Annotated in this window: 21 protein-coding genes; 16 read left to right on the forward strand and 5 right to left on the reverse strand. The window is 66.6% G+C overall.

From position 1 onward, the window contains the following. The 5 genes from HALNA_RS20765 to HALNA_RS18880 all read left to right on the forward strand — a co-directional run. On the forward strand, positions 1-218 hold a 218-nt coding region (locus HALNA_RS20765; RefSeq protein ID WP_169719071.1), incomplete at its 5' end, for a hypothetical protein. Beyond that, positions 215-436 carry a hypothetical protein gene (locus HALNA_RS18865; protein WP_049938126.1) on the forward strand — a complete coding sequence of 74 codons (222 nt, stop codon included), beginning with the start codon at positions 215-217 and terminating at the stop codon, positions 434-436. The genes HALNA_RS20765 and HALNA_RS18865, both read left to right, overlap by 4 nt. Further along, a complete protein-coding gene (locus HALNA_RS20945) occupies positions 433-6,036 on the forward strand; it encodes a hypothetical protein (protein ID WP_049938127.1) in 5,604 nt (1,867 codons plus the stop codon). The genes HALNA_RS18865 and HALNA_RS20945 overlap by 4 nt, the downstream gene beginning before the upstream one ends. 475 nt (positions 6,037-6,511) lie before the next feature. Further along, positions 6,512-6,802, forward strand: coding sequence for a DUF433 domain-containing protein (locus HALNA_RS18875; protein WP_049938128.1), 291 nt, complete (start codon positions 6,512-6,514; stop codon positions 6,800-6,802). Then, positions 6,803-7,159: a DUF5615 family PIN-like protein gene (locus HALNA_RS18880; protein WP_049938129.1), complete on the forward strand. Its 357-nt coding sequence runs from the start codon at positions 6,803-6,805 to the stop codon at positions 7,157-7,159. A 5-nt stretch (positions 7,160-7,164) separates the two neighbouring features. On the opposite strand, the gene HALNA_RS18885 is transcribed toward HALNA_RS18880, so the two are convergent. Both HALNA_RS18885 and HALNA_RS18890 read right to left on the reverse strand, forming a co-directional pair. Continuing rightward, a complete protein-coding gene (locus tag HALNA_RS18885; RefSeq protein WP_049938130.1) occupies positions 7,165-7,392 on the reverse strand; it encodes a hypothetical protein in 228 nt (75 codons plus the stop codon). A gap of 54 nt (positions 7,393-7,446) precedes the next feature. After that, positions 7,447-8,064 carry a tyrosine-type recombinase/integrase gene (locus HALNA_RS18890; protein ID WP_049938131.1) on the reverse strand — a complete coding sequence of 206 codons (618 nt, stop codon included), beginning with the start codon at positions 8,062-8,064 and terminating at the stop codon, positions 7,447-7,449. A gap of 198 nt (positions 8,065-8,262) precedes the next feature. On the opposite strand from HALNA_RS18890, the gene HALNA_RS18895 reads away from it, so the two are divergent. The 3 genes from HALNA_RS18895 to HALNA_RS18905 all read left to right on the forward strand — a co-directional run bounded on the left by HALNA_RS18895 (position 8,263) and on the right by HALNA_RS18905 (position 10,455). Next, positions 8,263-8,538, forward strand: coding sequence for a hypothetical protein (locus HALNA_RS18895; RefSeq protein ID WP_049938132.1), 276 nt, complete (start codon positions 8,263-8,265; stop codon positions 8,536-8,538). A 655-nt stretch (positions 8,539-9,193) separates the two neighbouring features. Next, on the forward strand, positions 9,194-10,057 hold the full coding sequence (locus HALNA_RS18900) for a ParA family protein (protein WP_049938133.1): 864 nt from the start codon (positions 9,194-9,196) through the stop codon (positions 10,055-10,057). Further along, positions 10,054-10,455 carry a hypothetical protein gene (locus tag HALNA_RS18905; protein WP_049938134.1) on the forward strand — a complete coding sequence of 134 codons (402 nt, stop codon included), beginning with the start codon at positions 10,054-10,056 and terminating at the stop codon, positions 10,453-10,455. Before HALNA_RS18900 ends, HALNA_RS18905 begins: the two co-directional genes overlap by 4 nt. A gap of 753 nt (positions 10,456-11,208) precedes the next feature. On the opposite strand, the gene HALNA_RS20375 is transcribed toward HALNA_RS18905, so the two are convergent. The 3 genes from HALNA_RS20375 to HALNA_RS18915 all read right to left on the reverse strand — a co-directional run bounded on the left by HALNA_RS20375 (position 11,209) and on the right by HALNA_RS18915 (position 13,386). Further along, on the reverse strand, positions 11,209-11,400 hold the full coding sequence (locus tag HALNA_RS20375) for a hypothetical protein (protein WP_157573652.1): 192 nt from the start codon (positions 11,398-11,400) through the stop codon (positions 11,209-11,211). Positions 11,401-11,811: 411 nt separating this feature from the next. Further along, positions 11,812-12,075, reverse strand: a complete 264-nt coding sequence (locus HALNA_RS18910) for a hypothetical protein (protein ID WP_049938135.1) — start codon at positions 12,073-12,075, stop codon at positions 11,812-11,814. Positions 12,076-12,432: 357 nt separating this feature from the next. Then, positions 12,433-13,386 carry a hypothetical protein gene (locus HALNA_RS18915; RefSeq protein ID WP_049938136.1) on the reverse strand — a complete coding sequence of 318 codons (954 nt, stop codon included), beginning with the start codon at positions 13,384-13,386 and terminating at the stop codon, positions 12,433-12,435. A 407-nt stretch (positions 13,387-13,793) separates the two neighbouring features. Here HALNA_RS18915 and HALNA_RS18920 point away from each other — a divergent pair, with 407 nt between their 5' ends. From HALNA_RS18920 to HALNA_RS18950, 8 genes are read left to right on the forward strand one after another with little or no spacing between them, the layout of a single operon-like run. Beyond that, a complete protein-coding gene (locus HALNA_RS18920) occupies positions 13,794-14,279 on the forward strand; it encodes a hypothetical protein (protein ID WP_049938137.1) in 486 nt (161 codons plus the stop codon). After that, a complete protein-coding gene (locus HALNA_RS18925) occupies positions 14,276-14,560 on the forward strand; it encodes a hypothetical protein (protein ID WP_049938138.1) in 285 nt (94 codons plus the stop codon). Before HALNA_RS18920 ends, HALNA_RS18925 begins: the two co-directional genes overlap by 4 nt. After that, a complete protein-coding gene (locus HALNA_RS18930; RefSeq protein ID WP_049938139.1) occupies positions 14,557-14,814 on the forward strand; it encodes a hypothetical protein in 258 nt (85 codons plus the stop codon). The genes HALNA_RS18925 and HALNA_RS18930 overlap by 4 nt, the downstream gene beginning before the upstream one ends. Next, a complete protein-coding gene (locus tag HALNA_RS18935; RefSeq protein WP_049938140.1) occupies positions 14,811-15,461 on the forward strand; it encodes a hypothetical protein in 651 nt (216 codons plus the stop codon). Before HALNA_RS18930 ends, HALNA_RS18935 begins: the two co-directional genes overlap by 4 nt. Then, complete coding sequence (locus HALNA_RS18940) at positions 15,458-15,898, forward strand: hypothetical protein (RefSeq protein WP_049938141.1); 441 nt, start codon at positions 15,458-15,460, stop codon at positions 15,896-15,898. The genes HALNA_RS18935 and HALNA_RS18940 overlap by 4 nt, the downstream gene beginning before the upstream one ends. After that, positions 15,895-16,038: a hypothetical protein gene (locus HALNA_RS20380; protein ID WP_157573653.1), complete on the forward strand. Its 144-nt coding sequence runs from the start codon at positions 15,895-15,897 to the stop codon at positions 16,036-16,038. Before HALNA_RS18940 ends, HALNA_RS20380 begins: the two co-directional genes overlap by 4 nt. Next, entirely contained in the window at positions 16,035-16,418 is a 384-nt protein-coding gene (locus HALNA_RS18945; protein ID WP_049938142.1) for a hypothetical protein, read from the forward strand. The genes HALNA_RS20380 and HALNA_RS18945 overlap by 4 nt, the downstream gene beginning before the upstream one ends. Beyond that, positions 16,415-16,681 carry a hypothetical protein gene (locus HALNA_RS18950; RefSeq protein WP_049938143.1) on the forward strand — a complete coding sequence of 89 codons (267 nt, stop codon included), beginning with the start codon at positions 16,415-16,417 and terminating at the stop codon, positions 16,679-16,681. Before HALNA_RS18945 ends, HALNA_RS18950 begins: the two co-directional genes overlap by 4 nt. Positions 16,682-16,731: the final 50 nt, after the last annotated feature.

Consider the following 16,731-nt stretch of genomic DNA (forward strand, 5'->3'; position numbering starts at 1 on the left):
TCGACGCCGAGGCGGACCGTATCGAGCGATTCGTCGAGGACCACCCCGACCCCAGCGCCGCCCATGTCCTCGGCGCGTTCGACGGCCACCCCGACGACGAGGACCTCGTCGCCGCGTGGCTCGACGCCCGCGAATCGGCGGCCGAGCGCGCGAAACGCCGGGTAGAGCGACTGCGAAAACGTCGCCGTGAGCGGAGTAACTGGAGGGACGAACGGTGAGCGCCGATACCCCACCCGGCGACGACAGCGAGGTGGTCGAGGTCGAAATGGCGGTCTATATCGACCCGGCGGAAAATGAAAATCTCCAGGCGGCATTTGATTCAGGTGCCGATATACACGCCGAATTCGATAGCGGTGGGGCGCAAATCGCCGCTGGGCGTGTGGTGTCCTTGGAAAGGAAAGGTCGTCGGTATCAGGGGGAGGGCGAGACCGAATGAGCCCCGACTGGAGCGGTCTCGTGTGGGAAACCCGCGGATACCTCGGTCTCGACGACGAGCCGGTTCCGATCGACGAGCTCGTCGAACAGGCGAAGGCGAACGGCTACAGCGAGCGCGAGGCTCGCCGCGCACTCCGCGACGCCGACGAGCTGGAGCGTGTCGGCGAGCTCGACGACGACCTCGTCCGCCTCGCCGAGGGCCGCGAACCGGCGGAACCGTCGAATTCGGCGAATAGGAACCCCGAGGAACCGGGTACCGAGGACGCGAACCCCGGGGGAGAGACGGGAGAAACGGCCGAGGAACCCGACGACGACGAGTATCACGTTTCAATCCCGGACGAGAAGATCGCCGCCCATTACGAGCGCGTTCGGTCCGTGTACGAGCGCCTCGCGAAGGTCGGGGAATACCCCACTATGGGACTTGACGACCTCGCCGGGTGGTATATCACAAAGGACGAGCTCGACGTCGACGCGCTGGAGGAGGGGTATAATAAGCGACGACGTCCCGCGGCGTTCGCGAAGGACCTCGATACCGTCCTCGGGCGTGTCGACCGGAGTATCTACGGGCTCACGACCTACAAATCACCGAGCGCGTTCCGGCGGTGGCGGTCGGCGCGGCTCGCGAACGGTGAATACGAGTACCGCGACGGCGAGAGCCCGACGCCACTCCCGGAGGACCTCCGCGCGGTGTCCGTGTGGGGCGATATAGACCTCGACGACGAGCTGAAAGGTGAGCGGGGCGACCTCGACGACGACACCCGCGCGACCGCCGAGGCGGCGCTGGAGGCGTACGCCGAGGAATTCGCGACGCTCGTCGGCGGGCTCGACGCCGTGTACGGGCTCGACAGCGTCGGCGGGGCGTACCTGTTTACCGCGCCCGAGACGACGCTCCCGATCGCCGAGTACGTCCGCGAGGAGTACGGCGACGACTGGGTCGGCGCCGTCCTCCGGGAGCTAATCGACCGCTCGAATGAGTGGCTCAAAGACGCCCAGGAACGCGTCGAGGAACGCGTCGACGGCGCCGCGGAGGTAATCGACCCCGACTGGGCGAATAATCACAATCGGAAATACAAGGCGCCGCTGTCGATTCACAAGGACCACGACGCCGTCGTTACGCCGATCGACGTCGACGACGTCGAATACTCGATTACCCCCCGCGAGGACGTTACCGACGACCTCGTCGACGAGGGCGAACGCTGGGCGGAGGAATTCACCGCTCGCGAACACACCGATCGCGTCGCGACGCTCGTCGAACACCTATTCGACGGCGCCGACGACCCCGGCGGGTGGCGGGACCGAATCGACGCGTTCGTCGAGGACGAGCGGGAGGCGGAACGCCGTCGCGAAAAACTCCAGCGACACCGGGAGAAAACCGCCGACCGCGACCTCGATCTCACCGAATACGAGATTACGCCCGATATTGGCGACGTCGAGGACGCGATCGAGGCGCTCGATATTGAGAGCGTCGCCGACGAGACGATTGTCGACAAATGGACCGAGAAGGAACGCGACCTTACCGACCGCTCCGGGAGCGACAAAAAGGCGATTGTCCCGACTTGGGCGGGGAGTTACAACTCCGGGAACGCGACGTACGTCGACCTCGAAAAGGGAATTTTCAATGACACCGACAGCGGCGACCACGGGACCGCTGTCGAAATGGCGCTTATCGACCGCGAGGGATGGCCCGTCGGGAAAATTGCCGACGGCGGCGACTGGGCGCGTGGCGTTCAGTACCTCCGGGAGCTCGGGTATGAGATTCCGGTTTGGACGCCCGACGCGCGCGCGAATCCCGACAGCGACGAAATGCCATACTGGGCGCTCCGAGCCGCGGCGATCGCGCTCGGTGTCGTCGACGAGGACGACCTCGTCGACCGCGACAGCGAGACGGGCGAGGTCGTCGAGGACGTCGACGCCCACGACGGCGACACGTACCGAGCGTTCCCACCCGGCGCGTACGCCGAGGCGATCGACGCTGTCGAGGATGCTGGGCTCGACACCGGCCGGGAGCCCACCGACGACGAGGACGACGAGGAGTACCGCCGCGACCTCCTCGACCTCGACGTCGTCGTCGAACCCGCGAACGCCCTCGCCGCGGCCGCCGCCGTCGAACCGAGCGACCTCGACGCGGACGCGGAGCTCCCCGAGCTGGAGCGCGACGACGTCGACGACGTCGCGATCGCCGTCGCCCTCGCCGAGGGGTGGATTGAGTCGCCCAGCGACTTCCCCAGCGACGGGCGATATACCGAGGCGTACTATCGCGCTCGCGACCGATACGGCGCTCCCCTTCCGAAGTACCTCGATAACACGACGCTGGAGGAGCGCGACGACCTCGTCCTCGCGGCGCTCGACCGCGTCCGACCGGACCACATCCTCGACGGGTGTCGCTCCGAGGTCACGGTCGACGACCCCAGCGGGGCGGCGATCGCGAAGCTAAACCCGACGTGGGAGGACAGCGAGAGCGGCGAGCGGATTCTCGCCGGGTACGGCGCCGGATTCTGGTGTGTCGAGCATGAGGTGTCTTTCTCGCCGATTCAACTCGCCGCGCTGGAGGAGGGGCTTATCGACGCCGAACCCGAGTACCCCCGCGGCGAGGCGTTCAAACAGGCGTATCGCGTCCTCCGGGAGGAGTACGGCGCCCCCCTCCCGAAGTGGCGCGCGACCGTCTTTGAACACGTCGCCGTCCTCCCGCCGTCGGTTCGGATTCTCGACGACGAGGCGAGCGCACACGCCCCCAGCGAGACGCTCGACGAGGCGCGGGAACGAACCGAGGCACTCATTCGCGACGCCGTCGGCGTTCGCGGCCACGCCCAAGTCGTTACCTCGCTCCCTGGGACCGGCAAAACGTACGGGTTCACCGCGACGAGTGACGACCACCCCGGCGTGTACCTGACACGGCGTAACGAGCTGAAAGCCCAGGCGGAGGCATACGCCGACGAGATTCGCGAGGACGAGAACCACCACCCCGACGCGGAGCCGTCGGTCCTTCACCTCCCGATTCTCGCCGAGAATACGCTCCCGGAGGAGGCGGTAATCGTCGGCGTGGCCGCTGTTCGCGAACAGGGGCGTGAGCTCCTCCGCGACGGCGAGGCGCTCCTCGACCATGTCGAGCCGTATCTCGACGACGAGGACGGCGCGGACGACGCGGCGGACGAGGACGACGAGGTCGACCTCCAGCGGGCGACGTGTCCGACCGCCGAGGGCGAACACGGCGACGCATGGCGTATCAGGGTGTTAATCGCCCGGGCGCTCGGCCATACCCCCGCGGAGATTCACCGACGCGACGAGGCGCTGTTTGGTGAATCTACCCCGTGCCACCACGACAGCGGAGAGTGTCGATACTCTCGCGGGTGGGACCGCGTCCGCGACCCCGATAACCCGACCGACCTCCTCGTCGGTTCCCCCGAACACGCACACGTCGACAGCGCGACGACGCATTTCTCCCGCGACAACGGCGGCGATCGCGTCGAGAGCGCCCGCGCCGTCGCAATCGACGAATTCCCCGAGGACGCGTATTTCTCGGAGTACGGCGAGCGGTTCATGGATCATGCGGTATGGCTCTCCGAGGCGCTCACCGGCGTCGATTCGCGCGAGGACCTCCTCGACGCTGGGCTCGACACCGATACGTGGGTCGACCTATGGCTCGACGGCGCCGGCGAGGAGTACGGTGTCGCCGCCGACGCTATCGAGGCGCTCGCGGCCGCGGGGGATGTCGCCGAGGCGTCGAGCGGCGCCGCCGAGATTCTCGACGAGGACCGTGTCGAGGCGGTTCGCGAACACACGTCCGCAAACGTGAGCCGGCTCCGGGCGGCGCTCGCCACGCTCGCCGACGCCGACCCCGAGGACGGCGGGGCGCTCGACGGCGTCGTCGACGACCTGGGGACGGCCGCCGACCGAATCGGAGCCGACGCCGACGCCGCGTATGCCGACGGCCGCGACGGATACGGGGAGTTGTACGCCCTCGCCGACGACCTGGAGGACCTCCTCCAGGCGCTCACCCGCGGGGTCGTAACTTCCGGAAGTGTTTCCGGAAGTTACGAGTCCGAGTCCCGCGGGGTCGACGCCGTCGACACCGGCGAGGGCGGGCTCCTCGCGGCCGTCGAGGAGCGTCTCGACGCGCTCCCCGTTGGTGGCGATCTTCGCGACCTCCTCGACGCCGCCGTCGCCGCCGTCGCGGGCGACGCTCCCGAGGGAGTTCTCGACGCCGCGACGACCGCCCTCCGCGGCGGACGCGACGGGTGTCGTGAGCTCGCGCTGTTCGCGAGCGACGGGTACGCCCACCCCGACGCCTGGGCGCTCCTCGCCGGCGCGATCGCGGACGTCGACGACGACCACGTTCGCGAGGTTCGCGAGGCGACGTTTTCGTTCGACACCGAGGCGGAGGGCGGCGTGTTCAAGCGCCTGGAAAAAAACGGCGCGACGGTCGTCGTCGACAAGAACCACCACGGCGCTCTCGTCGTCGATCCGCCCGCGTTCACCGACGCGAAAGGCGAGAAATGCCCCGTCCTCGGGCTCGACGCGACGGGGCGCCCCGAATTGTGGCGCCACGCGATCGGGCGCGACGTCCAGCGGCGAGACATTCACGACACCGACGCCCAGCGTCGGCGGTTCCTCCGCGAGGCGGTGAATCTCCGCGTGATTCAAACGTCTGACACTCCGCTGTCGTATCACTCCTCGCCCGAGGGAAAGAATTTCCAGGAGGACCTCGCGCTCGTCGAGGCGGTCGCCGAGGAATACACCGGCGACGCCGACGGCGCCGTCGACGACAAGGGCCCGGCGGTAATCTCGACGCTCAAAGTCGTGGATCACCTGGAGGAGGAGCTCGGCGCCCACGCCGGCGAGGTCGTCAACTACGAGGGGATGAAAGGCTCCGACGCGCTGGGCGAGCACCAAGTCGCCGTGATTCTCGGCTCCCAGCATTACAGCGACGTCGTCCCCGAGAAATGGGGGCTCGTCGCCGGCGAGGACGCCGGCCGCGGCGATACTTACGGCGCGGGGCTCGATTACGGGAGTGACGTCGCGAACGCGTACCTCCGACATATGCGGGAGGACCACACCATGCAGGCGGCGCTCCGCGCCGGGCGGAACGACGAGGACACGCTCGTCTTTGCCCACACCTCCGCCCTTCGCGAGGACCTCCCCGTCGTCGACGAGGGCGCTGTCGTCTCGGCTCACTCCAGGGGGACCCTCGCCGTCGTCGAGGCGGCCGCCGAATTCCGCGACGGTCCATTTACCGCTCGCGAGGTCGCCGACACGATCGCCGACGACGACCGCGCCGTCGGGATTCGGCAAGTTCAAAACGTCCTCGCCGACCTACGCGACAGCGGATACCTCCGCGCGCTCACCGACCCCCACGCCGGGCGCGCTGGGGAGTACGAGCTCGAGGAGGACCCTGGGCTCGCCGAGGTCGACCTCCCCGACCTGGAAGGGGAGGTGGCCGGCGGCGAAAACGAAATTCCGGGTAATGAGACATTACATACGTGGAATTTCGCTTTCGGCCGCGACGAGAGGGACGACACCGGCGTCGTGCCACCCTCGACACCGGTAATCCCGGCGGGTGACACCGCCGGCGCGGTGGCCGACGGGGTCGAACCCCCAGGGTAGCGGCGGCGATAGCGGCGGAGGACGCGGAGGCGAATAGCCGGCGGCATAGATACACGGACCCCCAACCAGATACTAAATCAATATGAAACCAGACAGCGAGGACGCAGAAACAGTAGAGTGTGCAAAATGCCGTGAACCTGTAGAGAAACCTAACGCTACATATTCCCCGGACGGAGACGCTTTCCACGCAGGTTGTAACCCGTGGCGGGCGTGTTTCAAATGCGGAGAAATGACGGACAATCACACATTATACCGGGGGAGGTATTACTGCGCTAATTGCCCTACACCGCGTAACAACCTATAGACGGGGTGGCGGCGCTGGAGCTCGACCAATTACAGAAATTGGTCGGCCAATTCTCGGCCAATTGTAGAAGTTGGCCGACCAACCCCTCGACCAATTATTAAAATTGGCCGACCAACCCCCACCGAATACCCCCGAAGATTATACTCCTCGGGGCGTGTATGTGAGTATAGCATGGTGACGCAAACCGCCGGTGTCGCGGAGGAGCTCCTCGACGAGCCACACGTCGACGGGCGTCGTATCTCGGTTCTCCAGCTCCGCGATCGCGTCGAGGAGGTCGGCGACACGCCCCAGGCGGTCGCCGAGGACTACGACCTCGACGTCGCGGCGGTCTATCAGGCGCTCGCGTACTACCATACCCACACCGAGGAGCTGGAGGCCGTCCGCGAGCGTCGCGAGCGAGAGACGGCCGCGCTCCGGCGCGAGGTCGCAACGACCCGCCCGGACGGCGTCGCCCCGCCGTAAATGGGCGGCTCGGAGTGGGGGTTTCTCCTCGACGAAAACGTCGGGCGATCGGTCGCCGAGGAGCTCGCTCGTCGCGGCTATCACGCCGAGCTCGTCGTCGACGTCCTCGCTCCAGGCGTCGCCGATTACACCGATGTCCTCCCGTACGCTCGGGAGCACGAGCTCGTCGTCGTCACCAAGGACTATTCGGATTTTAGCGCGCTCTCGCCCGACGAGCACGAGGGAACGATTCTCGTCGCGCGCCACGACCATACGGCGGTCGAAATGGCGACCGGTGTCGACACCCTCGTCGACGCCTATCCGTCGCGAGAGTCGTTCCGGGGGTGCCAAGAATTCCTCGACGACTGGGTTCCATAACCTCGCTATAGCGTCGACATACCGAACGCCTCGGCGACGGGCTCGATTCGGAATTCGTAATTGGCGTATGCGTTCTCCAATTTATCCGGTCCTACCCCCTCGATACACTCCCGGCAAAGAGGGACCTCCGCCTCGACGGCGCCGACACCGTCGTCCGCCTCGTACCGTTCGTACACCCAAAACACGGCGTCGCGGTCGCTACACTCCTCACACGAAAACGGATTCTCGACCATACCCACAGCGGACGCGAGGGCGCTACTTAGAGCCGCCTCCCTTTCGCCCCAGGTTTACACCTCGATAAGGTGGTCGTACACCCGTTCGGTGGTTTGAATCGAGCGGTGGCGGAGCCGCGACCGGACGTCGTACAGCGTATTTCCGTCCTCGACGTTCATCATCCGGTATGCGACCGAGTGGCGGAGCGCGTGGGGAGTAACGTCGCTGGGGTCCCCCCGAGAGCCGTCGCGACGGAACGGCTCGACGTCGGCCGCCTCGGCGACACGGCGAAACATTTGTCGAACGCCCTCGGTCGTAATCCGGTCGCTCGACCGCGAGGGGAATAGGGCGGGCGTATCTTTCCACCGTCGCGCGAGGTACGAGGTGAGCGTTCGCGTCGTGTCGCTCGCGAGCCCGATCCGGGCGGCGCCTGGGGAGTTGTCCGTCGGGTAATCCTTCTGGATATGACCGGGGAGGTACAGCGTCGTGTTCTCCTCCCGGAGGTGGTCGACGTCGATCGCGACGAGCTCGCCGACACGGACGCCGGTGTCGTACATGAGCGCGATTATCGCGTCGTCGCGTTCCTGAAGATAGTCGGGGCGTGTCTGATACACCGCGGTTCGGAGCGCGTCGACTTGGTCGGGTTTGAGCCACACGCTCGCTTGAATTTGGGAATTCTCATTTGGAGCCATGTCGCTGGAGCCTCTTTATATACGAAAACGGGATGTAGGTACTTGAGTTTTGGACTCTGTATAATGAATCCAATACTCCCCTGAAAGAGTCACACACTACTAAGTGAACGGCGGTATACGTATCTACTACCCACCGAGCCGGCCGTTAGAAGGTCGCCGGGCGCGAGGACGCCCGACGAGGTGGGCCGGTTAAGACCCATGCAAGAACACACCGCCGAGGGTGAAAGCCCTCACGACAGCAACGACGACGCCCCCGCGACCTTCGGGATCGCGTCGACGACCACCGACCCGATGGAGCTCGACGTGTCCGTCGAGCCGCTCCCGTACGAGGGGAGGGCAAAACTCCAGCTCCTCGGCGAGGGCGATCGCCCACGGCGCGGCGTGTCGACGACGGCGTTTCTCCCACCGGCGGCCGCCCGGAAGTTGGGCGAGGAGTTGATCGCCGCGGCCGGCGAGGTCGAGCGCGAGGAGTAAGACGGCACACCGCCTTTCCGGTGGCTTTCCGCGTTAGCTACCTTAGATTAAATCGCTCATATGCCCTCCCTCTTTCTTTTTCGCCCGGGCTCGCGACACCCGACAGCGATCGCGTCGCCGATAGGCAGGAGGCGGCGACACCGCCCGACGGTCCGGGACCCCGCGCCCGGCCGCGTCTCGCGTGATGGGTAGGGTCGTAATCATCACCACCACCGACTCCTCCGCGTGCGCCCGCGGCACCGCGTGTTTGACGAGTCATGACCATGCTTCCCTTTGTTGTTGTCAGCTCGATTCGGGCAACGTCGCGGCCGTAGTTCACCGAGTTGGCAACGCTCCGCGGCCGCCCGCGCGGGGAGCGCGTGTTATATACTATACGGGAGTGCGTGTCTGTGTGCGTTCGATTTGCCCCGATTCTCGGCTGTCCGGGCGAGGGCGACCGTCTCGCGTCGGTCTGTGCGCTGTCGCCGTGTCCCGTATTCGTCACCTCCCGGCAGAACCCCTATTCGCGTATGCTATACTGGGGGTCGTTCGACGAATACATACGAATCGCCGCGGCGTCCGTGTCGACTATAGGTATTCCTATAGGCTGTTGTAAGCCGGGTGTCTGACGTGATTTTATGCCTATAGCGAATCCTGTAGGTATCACTATAGGCCTATGAGTGAGACACTACGCGCCGCCGCGTTCCTCGACAAAGGCGGCACCGGCAAAACGACGACCGTCGCCCACCTGGGCGTCGCGCTCCAGCGGGAGGGGTACGAGGTCCTCCTCCTCGACCTCGCGGGGAAACAGGGCGACCTCGCGAAACACTTCGGCGTGTGGGAGGCGTACCGGGAGGCGATCGACGCCGACGAGGCATGGCCGAACATTTCGACCGTGTTCGACGACGCCTGGGGAACCATCGCCGAGAAACTGGGCGAGGACGCCGTCGCCGACCTCGTCGTCGACACCGAGGAGGGCGTCGATCTTATCCCCGCTCACCCTGGGCTCGACACGCTCGACGCCGACCTCGGGACCGTCGACGACGCTCGCGACCGGTATTCCCGGCTGGAGGCGTTTCTCGACGAGTACGTCGACCCGCTGGGGTACGACGTCGTCCTCCTCGACCTTCCGGGGCTCACGAATAACGTGAGCTATAACGGGTTGTGGGCGGCGCGTCACGTAATCGCGCCCGTCGAAATGGGACCGTTCGAGGCGGAACAGGCGGACGCGCTCCGCCGGGACCTCCAGAAGATAGCGGCGAATTTCGACGTCGAGATACAGCTCTCGCTCGTCCTCCCGAATAAGGTCGACACCCGGACGACGCTCGCCGAGGAGTACCTCGACGCGTTCCGCGAGGAGTACCCCGAGGCGATCGCGCCCGACCTCGTCCCGTACTCCCAGGATATACGGAACGCGACCGAGGCGGGGCGAACCGTGTTCCGCCTCGATTCGCCGTCGAAAACCGCCCGCGAGGCGCGGGCGGCATACCTCCAGGCGGCCGAGGTCCTCGTCGACCGCCTCCAGGGAGGCGACGCATGAGCGACGACAGCGACCCGGAGCTCGACGCGCTCCGCCAACAGACCTCCCACGGCGACCGCCTCGACGAGGCGCCGCGCGAGGACGACCGCCGCGACCTCCAGGCGTCGATACGCGAGGAGCTCGCGGCGATCGACAGCGGCGAGCGACAGAAAACCGTGAGCGTGTGGGACGGCGACCTCGCCGCGTTCCTCGCCGCGCTCGACGACCACCCCGACCACCGCGACGCTGTCGGGCGCGCGCTCCGGGGGGCGCTCGGTCGGGACGTCGAGGACGACGCGGCGGTCGAGCGGAGTGAGGTCCTTCGCCTCGCGCTCCGGCTGGGGCTCGCCGAGGCGGCGCCGGAGTACGTCGACACCCTCCGCGAGGCGGTCGCCGACCACGCTACGGATAGCCTATAGGAATTCCTGTAGGCGACTTATAGCGACGACTTAGCGTCTGAAATATCCATACATGAATTCCTATAGGATTCTCCAGCGGTGAGGCTCCCGCCGTGATCGCGTCGACGCCCGCCGGTGGTTAATAATTCATACCTAAATTCTATTAACAGGTGGAAACGGTGAGCTATCTTCCCGACATAGCGTACGTTGGTACGTATATACTGTCGCGTGTGCTTCCTTCCACCACCGTACTCCGCGCTGTCTGTCGATTCTGTGAGCGTGATGGAACCCCCGCCGCTCGACGCCGGCGTCGGTGTCGTCTGTCGGTGTCCATACGTACTATGTAGGGCTGGGAGCGAGAGACGGGCGGGCCGACACCGGTCGCCTCGGCGGCGGCCGTGGCGCGGAGCGGGCGGCGATCGACACCGACGAGGGGGGCGGCGCGAATATGAATCCGCCTCGCTCTCCTCGGTATGCGTGTGGTTGGACGTTATTATAGGCCCGCCCGGTGGGTAATGAATAATCTCTTTCGCGTTTTCGGTTCTCGTCGCCGTCGTGCGATTCGGAGCGGTTGCCACACGCCAATAATATGAATCGGCCGACAGCGCCGCCGTCCCACCTCCAGCGTGTTAGTCCGGCGGTCCTCGCCGACTATGCGTGTGTTTGGCCGTACGTATAGCCCTCGCCGCTGGTAACTAACACCACTTTACGCCTCCGCGGTCGGTCGATTAGTGTCGAAAGGGTGTTAGTCGATGCTGTCGGTTCGCGTGTTCCCTATGCTAATACGAATCGGTCGTGTCCGTGTGTGTTCTCTGTGTTCCGCTCGCCGGCGTTGACTTTCTCGGCGGCTTTGTCGCGGGCTTTAGCGCCCTCAAAGGTCGTGGAAACATTTCCAGAACCTTTGCCGAATTTTTCTCCCGACTGCTTTTTTCTCTCCTTTGCCCGTTCGCGTTCAACGGCCAGCATCTCTTCGTACTCGTTGACAATCTGCCCGCGCCCTCGACGGCGTCGAACGCCCGCCGACCGGGCGGGCCGAGTGGCGGTGGTCGGGGTAGTCGATCTTGACCGCCGGGTCGCCGTCGCGTTTCTCGCCGGCGTTGACCTTCTCGGCGGCTTTGTCGCGGGCATCACCCTGTCCCGCAAAACTTTGCGACTCTGCTAATTTCTTGGCAGAATCGTTGTTTTTGAGTAGCACGACGCCGCTGTCTGGCCGAGCGCTCGACGGCGTCCCTGGGCTCGCCGCCCCGCCTCGTGATAGTGGCCCCTCCTCCAGACTGTATACGTGTAAGTGCCTATGTATACCCTCGCTCGCCGTTACTAACACTCCAGTATGTCGCCGCTGTATGGTGATTAGCGCTGTCGTATCGTTAACGGCGCTTACCAGTTATTCGACCCGCTCACGGATACGCCGTTATTGAATTCCTGGAGCTCTCGATTCTTTTCGCGGAGGTCCTCGACCGCCGCCTCCAGCTCCTCGACGCGGTCGCGGAGCCTCTCCGCCTCGCCCCGTCGCTCGTCGTACTCCTCGACGAGTATGTCGAGCCGGTCGGCGAACGTGAGCCGGTCCGGTGGGACGCGGACCTCCGAACGGACACGGTCGTCGATCTCGCCGGCGAGCGCCTCGGGTACTTCCGGTCGCATACCTCCCGATTCGCCCGCCGGCGACTTGAGTCGTACGCCGCCGGAACCCCTGGGTACGCGCCCGGAACATGGCCATCCGGGCGTGTCCCTATCCGGTCGTAGTCGGGTGGTCCGGCCGCTCGCCCCAGGTTTGACATAGAATACACCGTCGAATCGCCCGACGACAGCGGGATACGAGGGACCGACGACACTACTACACATATTCGCGGGCCGTAGGCCCGCGATATATGTGTATAGTTGACCGGTCTTGTCGATGATGAGTTAGAAACGCGCGAACCGTGAATACATCATGTTCGGCGATCGTGTCGCGCGACGGTCCCAGCGACGACAATTAGGAGGAGTATCGGCTGTCAGCGCTCACTTGCTGACCTCGGCGGCGTCGGTGGCATTTGTGTCCGACGAGGAGACGGCGAGGAGCGCAAGGCTCGCGACGAAAATCGACGCCGGAGCGGCGTACGCCGCGAGGAGGAGTATCACAACGAGAGCGAGCGCCCCAGGCGGACCGAGGATCGGGAGGAGCCCCGCCTCGACGACGCCCCACGCGACGCCACCGAGGGCGAGAAACACCAATACAAACACCGGGAAATAGAGGTCGAGCCGCGCGACACGTTCGACGGCCGTCGTCGGTTCCTCGATCGGGTGGTCCGCCTCCCAGCGCTCCCAGGCGTAACTAAAAAATCCGCGAACCCCTCCGATTTCACGGTATGCGTCCCGGACCTCCCCGACCGCCTCGCCGACCCAGGCGCCCCACCCAGCGAGGCGGGAGAGCCCCCAGGTGGCGACACCGGCCGCCGAAGCGATCGCGAGCGGGACGCCGACAGCGCGCTCGCCGGTCGCGAGGAGCGTTACGCTCACCGCGAGCGTCGCCGCGAGCGTCGCGGGGACGACCGTCGACGGCTGTCGCCCGGCCGCGCTGTCGCCGTCCTCGGCGCTGTCGCGAAGGAGTCGGCGGACCGTGTCGTCGAGGGGCTCGCCGTCCTCGCGGGCGTCCTCGACCGCCGCGCGGAGCTCGTCGTCGGCGCCGATCGCGTCGAGGGCGTCGGCGTCGCGCGCGTCGACCGCTTCGCGGAGGAACCGGCGGACGACTTCCTCCTCGGATTCGCCGCGCTCCCGCTCGTCCTCGATACGGGCGCCGACACGGTTCGGGAGGTCGAGCCGGGCGACGAGCGGGACGCGTCGGTCGCGGAGCCCGCGGTCGAGGAGGTCGCGAACCAGCTCGCTCTCGGTTTCGTCCTCGCCGAGGCGTTCCTTTTCGTCCTCGTATCGCTCCAGTAATTCGCCTTTCGCGCGAGCCGCGATTAGTTCGCTCATGCCTGTTAACACCCGTTAACAGCGGGAATTGAATAATTCTTTGCCCCGGAGCAAACATTTCGCACGCCGGAATAATCCCGTACGTGGCGAATAACACAGACCGGGGGCATGAAGGTTTAAGTTAGTTCGCGCCGATACATGACTCAAGAAGCGACACAGCACGTACCCATCAGGCGGCGCCGATAGGCTTCACGCGTCGCTGGTTAGGGTAAGACCGCGAAGCCCCCGACGCTCACGCGCCGGGGACCTCTGGACTGTGGCAGGTGTAGGGGTCCGCGGGCGTGGCGTCGGAGTTGAGTTGAACGACGAGACGACGCTCGTCAAGTGTTCTGACGGGCTCCTCCCATATAAGTCCGTCCGACGTAGGGTCGTATCTCGTCGAGATACATTACCGAAATAATAGACAGATGCGAAAACCCACGCGAAAAGAGACGGACCGACGTAAAGACGCTTACGCCGACGACCCCCGACGACAGCAGACCACCCGCCGCGACGCCTCGGCGGGGTGGCGCGACGAGTACGCCCTCCAGGGCGTCGAGGACACCCACGAACCACGCGCCGACGGCGGTCGCTATATTCTCCCGAGCGAGGGCTCGCGTGTTCGCGATCGCGGCGGCGACGAGGACGACGAGCTCCTCGTCGTCCGTGTCCGCGAGGACACCCGCGCCGCCGACCACCGTATCGACGCGCTCGACGCGACCGTCGCGGACGCGAATCCCGACTACGACCCCGACGCCCCCGTCGTCGAGGCGGTTTACGTCGACGAGCTGGAGGACCTCGACGGGTGGCGAACCGTCGAGGACGTCCGCGACGCCGTGAGCTTCGGCGCGATCAACTCCTATTCGTTCCCCGCCGACCGCCTCGCCGCGATCTCGGGAGGTGACGGCCGGTGAGCGCGGAGCGCCCGACGCTCGACGAATTCGCCGGGACGACGCCCCTCGATCAGTACGACCGTCGAGGATACGCGTCGCCGCTCGGCGGCGGGAGCGAACGCGAAACGAAAGCCCTCGACGCCGCCGTCGCGCTCACGGCGAGTCGCTGGGGACCGCCGTTCGCGACGTCGCCCGACGACGCGGGGGAGTGGTGGTTTTCGGCGTACGAGTGTGCGGCGCTCGCCGTCGAGGACGCAATTGTCGACGCCCTCCTCGCGGAGCCTGGAGGTGAGCGAGCGTGAGCGCCGCCGGTTCGGTGTCCCACCACGCGAGCCTGCGGTGGCTCCAGCGTGTCGACGCCCGCGAGCCCCGGCCGGGCGAGTGTGTCCTCGCCGCTCTCGACCGCGCCGAGGCGGTCGACCGCCCGGGCGTGATCGGCGACGCGTATCTTGACCGTGTCACGGACACGCTCCTCGTCGTCGCGCCCGACGGCTGTGTGCGTACCGTGTGGCCGGGCGACAGCGAGGGCGGGCTCCCGGGGGGCGAGAGCCCATGAGCCGCGCCACAATCGGCGGCGACGTCCCCGACGCCGGCACCGAGGCGACGCCCCAGCGAGGCGAGGGCGTCGACGAGGTCGGCGCTCTCGTCGAGGACGCGGACGACGCCGACCCGAACCCCGCGGTCGTCATCAACCGCCCGCCGGTGGCGCTCGACGACTGGGTCGCGTACCGGGACGACGACGGCGAGGACGTGACCGTCGCCGAGGATAACCCCGCGTACGACGCCGACAGCGAGGTCGTCGTCGTCGCGTTCCGCGAGGACCTGGAGCGAGCGCACCCCGACTGGAGCCCGCCCGAGGCGCTGGAGCTTCCCGCCGAGTGTCCGACCTACGCGTTTCCCCCGCGCCGGCTCCGGCGTATCGGCGACCTCGTCGAGGAGGACGACACCGAGGACGCTGGGGCGAGCGAGACGACGCCCGCCGACCGACTCACCGACGCCCAGCGAGCGCTCCGGGAGCGCCTGGAGGAGACGAGCGACGTCGCCGTCGTCGCCGACCCCGACGACCCCGAGGCGGCGGTCCTCGCCGTCGAGAAACTCGGCGCCACGCACATGATCGACGCCGACGGCGCCGTCGAGGGCGGGCCGGTCGCCGACCGCCTCGCGAACGTCGCCGCCGAGTACCTGGGAGGTGAACGACGGTGAGCGACGACCAAAGTCGGCTACAAGAGTACGGCGACGTCGGCGCGCCGCCGGTCGAGGAGACCGGTCCCGTGTGTGAGCGGTGTGGTGAGGACCTCGACGAGGGCGACACGAAACGGCTCCGCGTCGGCCCAGCGGAGTACGAGACCGGGTATTACGACATTAACCGTCCCGGAACGGACAAACGGCGTCTTTGCGACGACTGCGAGGACCTGGAGAAGTACCTCGGACACCGGTACAAGCAAATCACCGAGCGGACCGGTGCCGACGACGCTGTCGCGGTGTTCTGTGAGTGCCACGACGACGACGAGGTCGACGTCCAGCCGGTCCGCCACGGCGACACGCTGGCGGACATCCGGTGTTCAAACTGCGGCTCCGCGGAGGTCCTCGTCGAGGAGCTCCCGCCGGACGCGTCCCACGGGTGGGGGGTCCGACAATGAGCCCCGCCGACACCGCCGAGGTGGGACCCAGCGACCCGCTCACCGTCGCGACGCTCGTCCTCGGGGTCGCGTTCGCCGCGGTCGTCCTCGCGCTCCCGCTCGCGGCTGTCGTGGCGCTCCGGGGAGGTGATCGGCGGTGAGCCTTGCCGTCGACGACGAGCGCGAGGCGCTCCTCGACCTCGTCCGCGAGGACCCCGACCTCGCTCCCCAGGAAAAAGAGACGACGCTCCGGTTCACGAAAGACGAGGACGCCGTCCGCATTTACACCGAGGAGGCGGGTATCGGCCGCCGGCTCCTCGCCCACCCCAGCGCGACGGTCGGGGGCGTGACCGTCCTCGACGGGGGCGTTCGCCCACCCGCCGACATTGATGAGGTCGACGGCCGGGATATTGTCGCCGTCCGCGCTCGCGTCCCCGTGGGCGCTGTTAAGATACTACTCAACACCCGCGAATCGACCCAGCACGCCGAGGTCGTAAGCGAGCGCGTCCTTTACCCCACCGAGGAGGGCGATCGCGAATGAGCGACACCGACGACGCTCCCACGCTCCGGGTGGTCGCTGACCGCCTCGACGCCGAGGCGGACCGTATCGAGCGATTCGTCGAGGACCACCCCGACCCCAGCGCCGCCCATGTCCTCGGCGCGTTCGACGGCCACCCCGACGCCGAGGACCTCGTCGCCGCGTGGCTCGACGGCCGCGAGACGGCGACCGAGCGCGCGAAACGCCGGGTAGAGCGACAGCGAAAACGTCGCCGTGAGCGGAGTAACTGGAGGGACGAACGGTGAGCGCCGATACCCCACCCGGCGACGACAGCGAGGTGGTCGAGGTCGAAATG

Source organism: Haloplanus natans DSM 17983 (assembly GCF_000427685.1).
GTDB lineage: Archaea > Halobacteriota > Halobacteria > Halobacteriales > Haloferacaceae > Haloplanus > Haloplanus natans.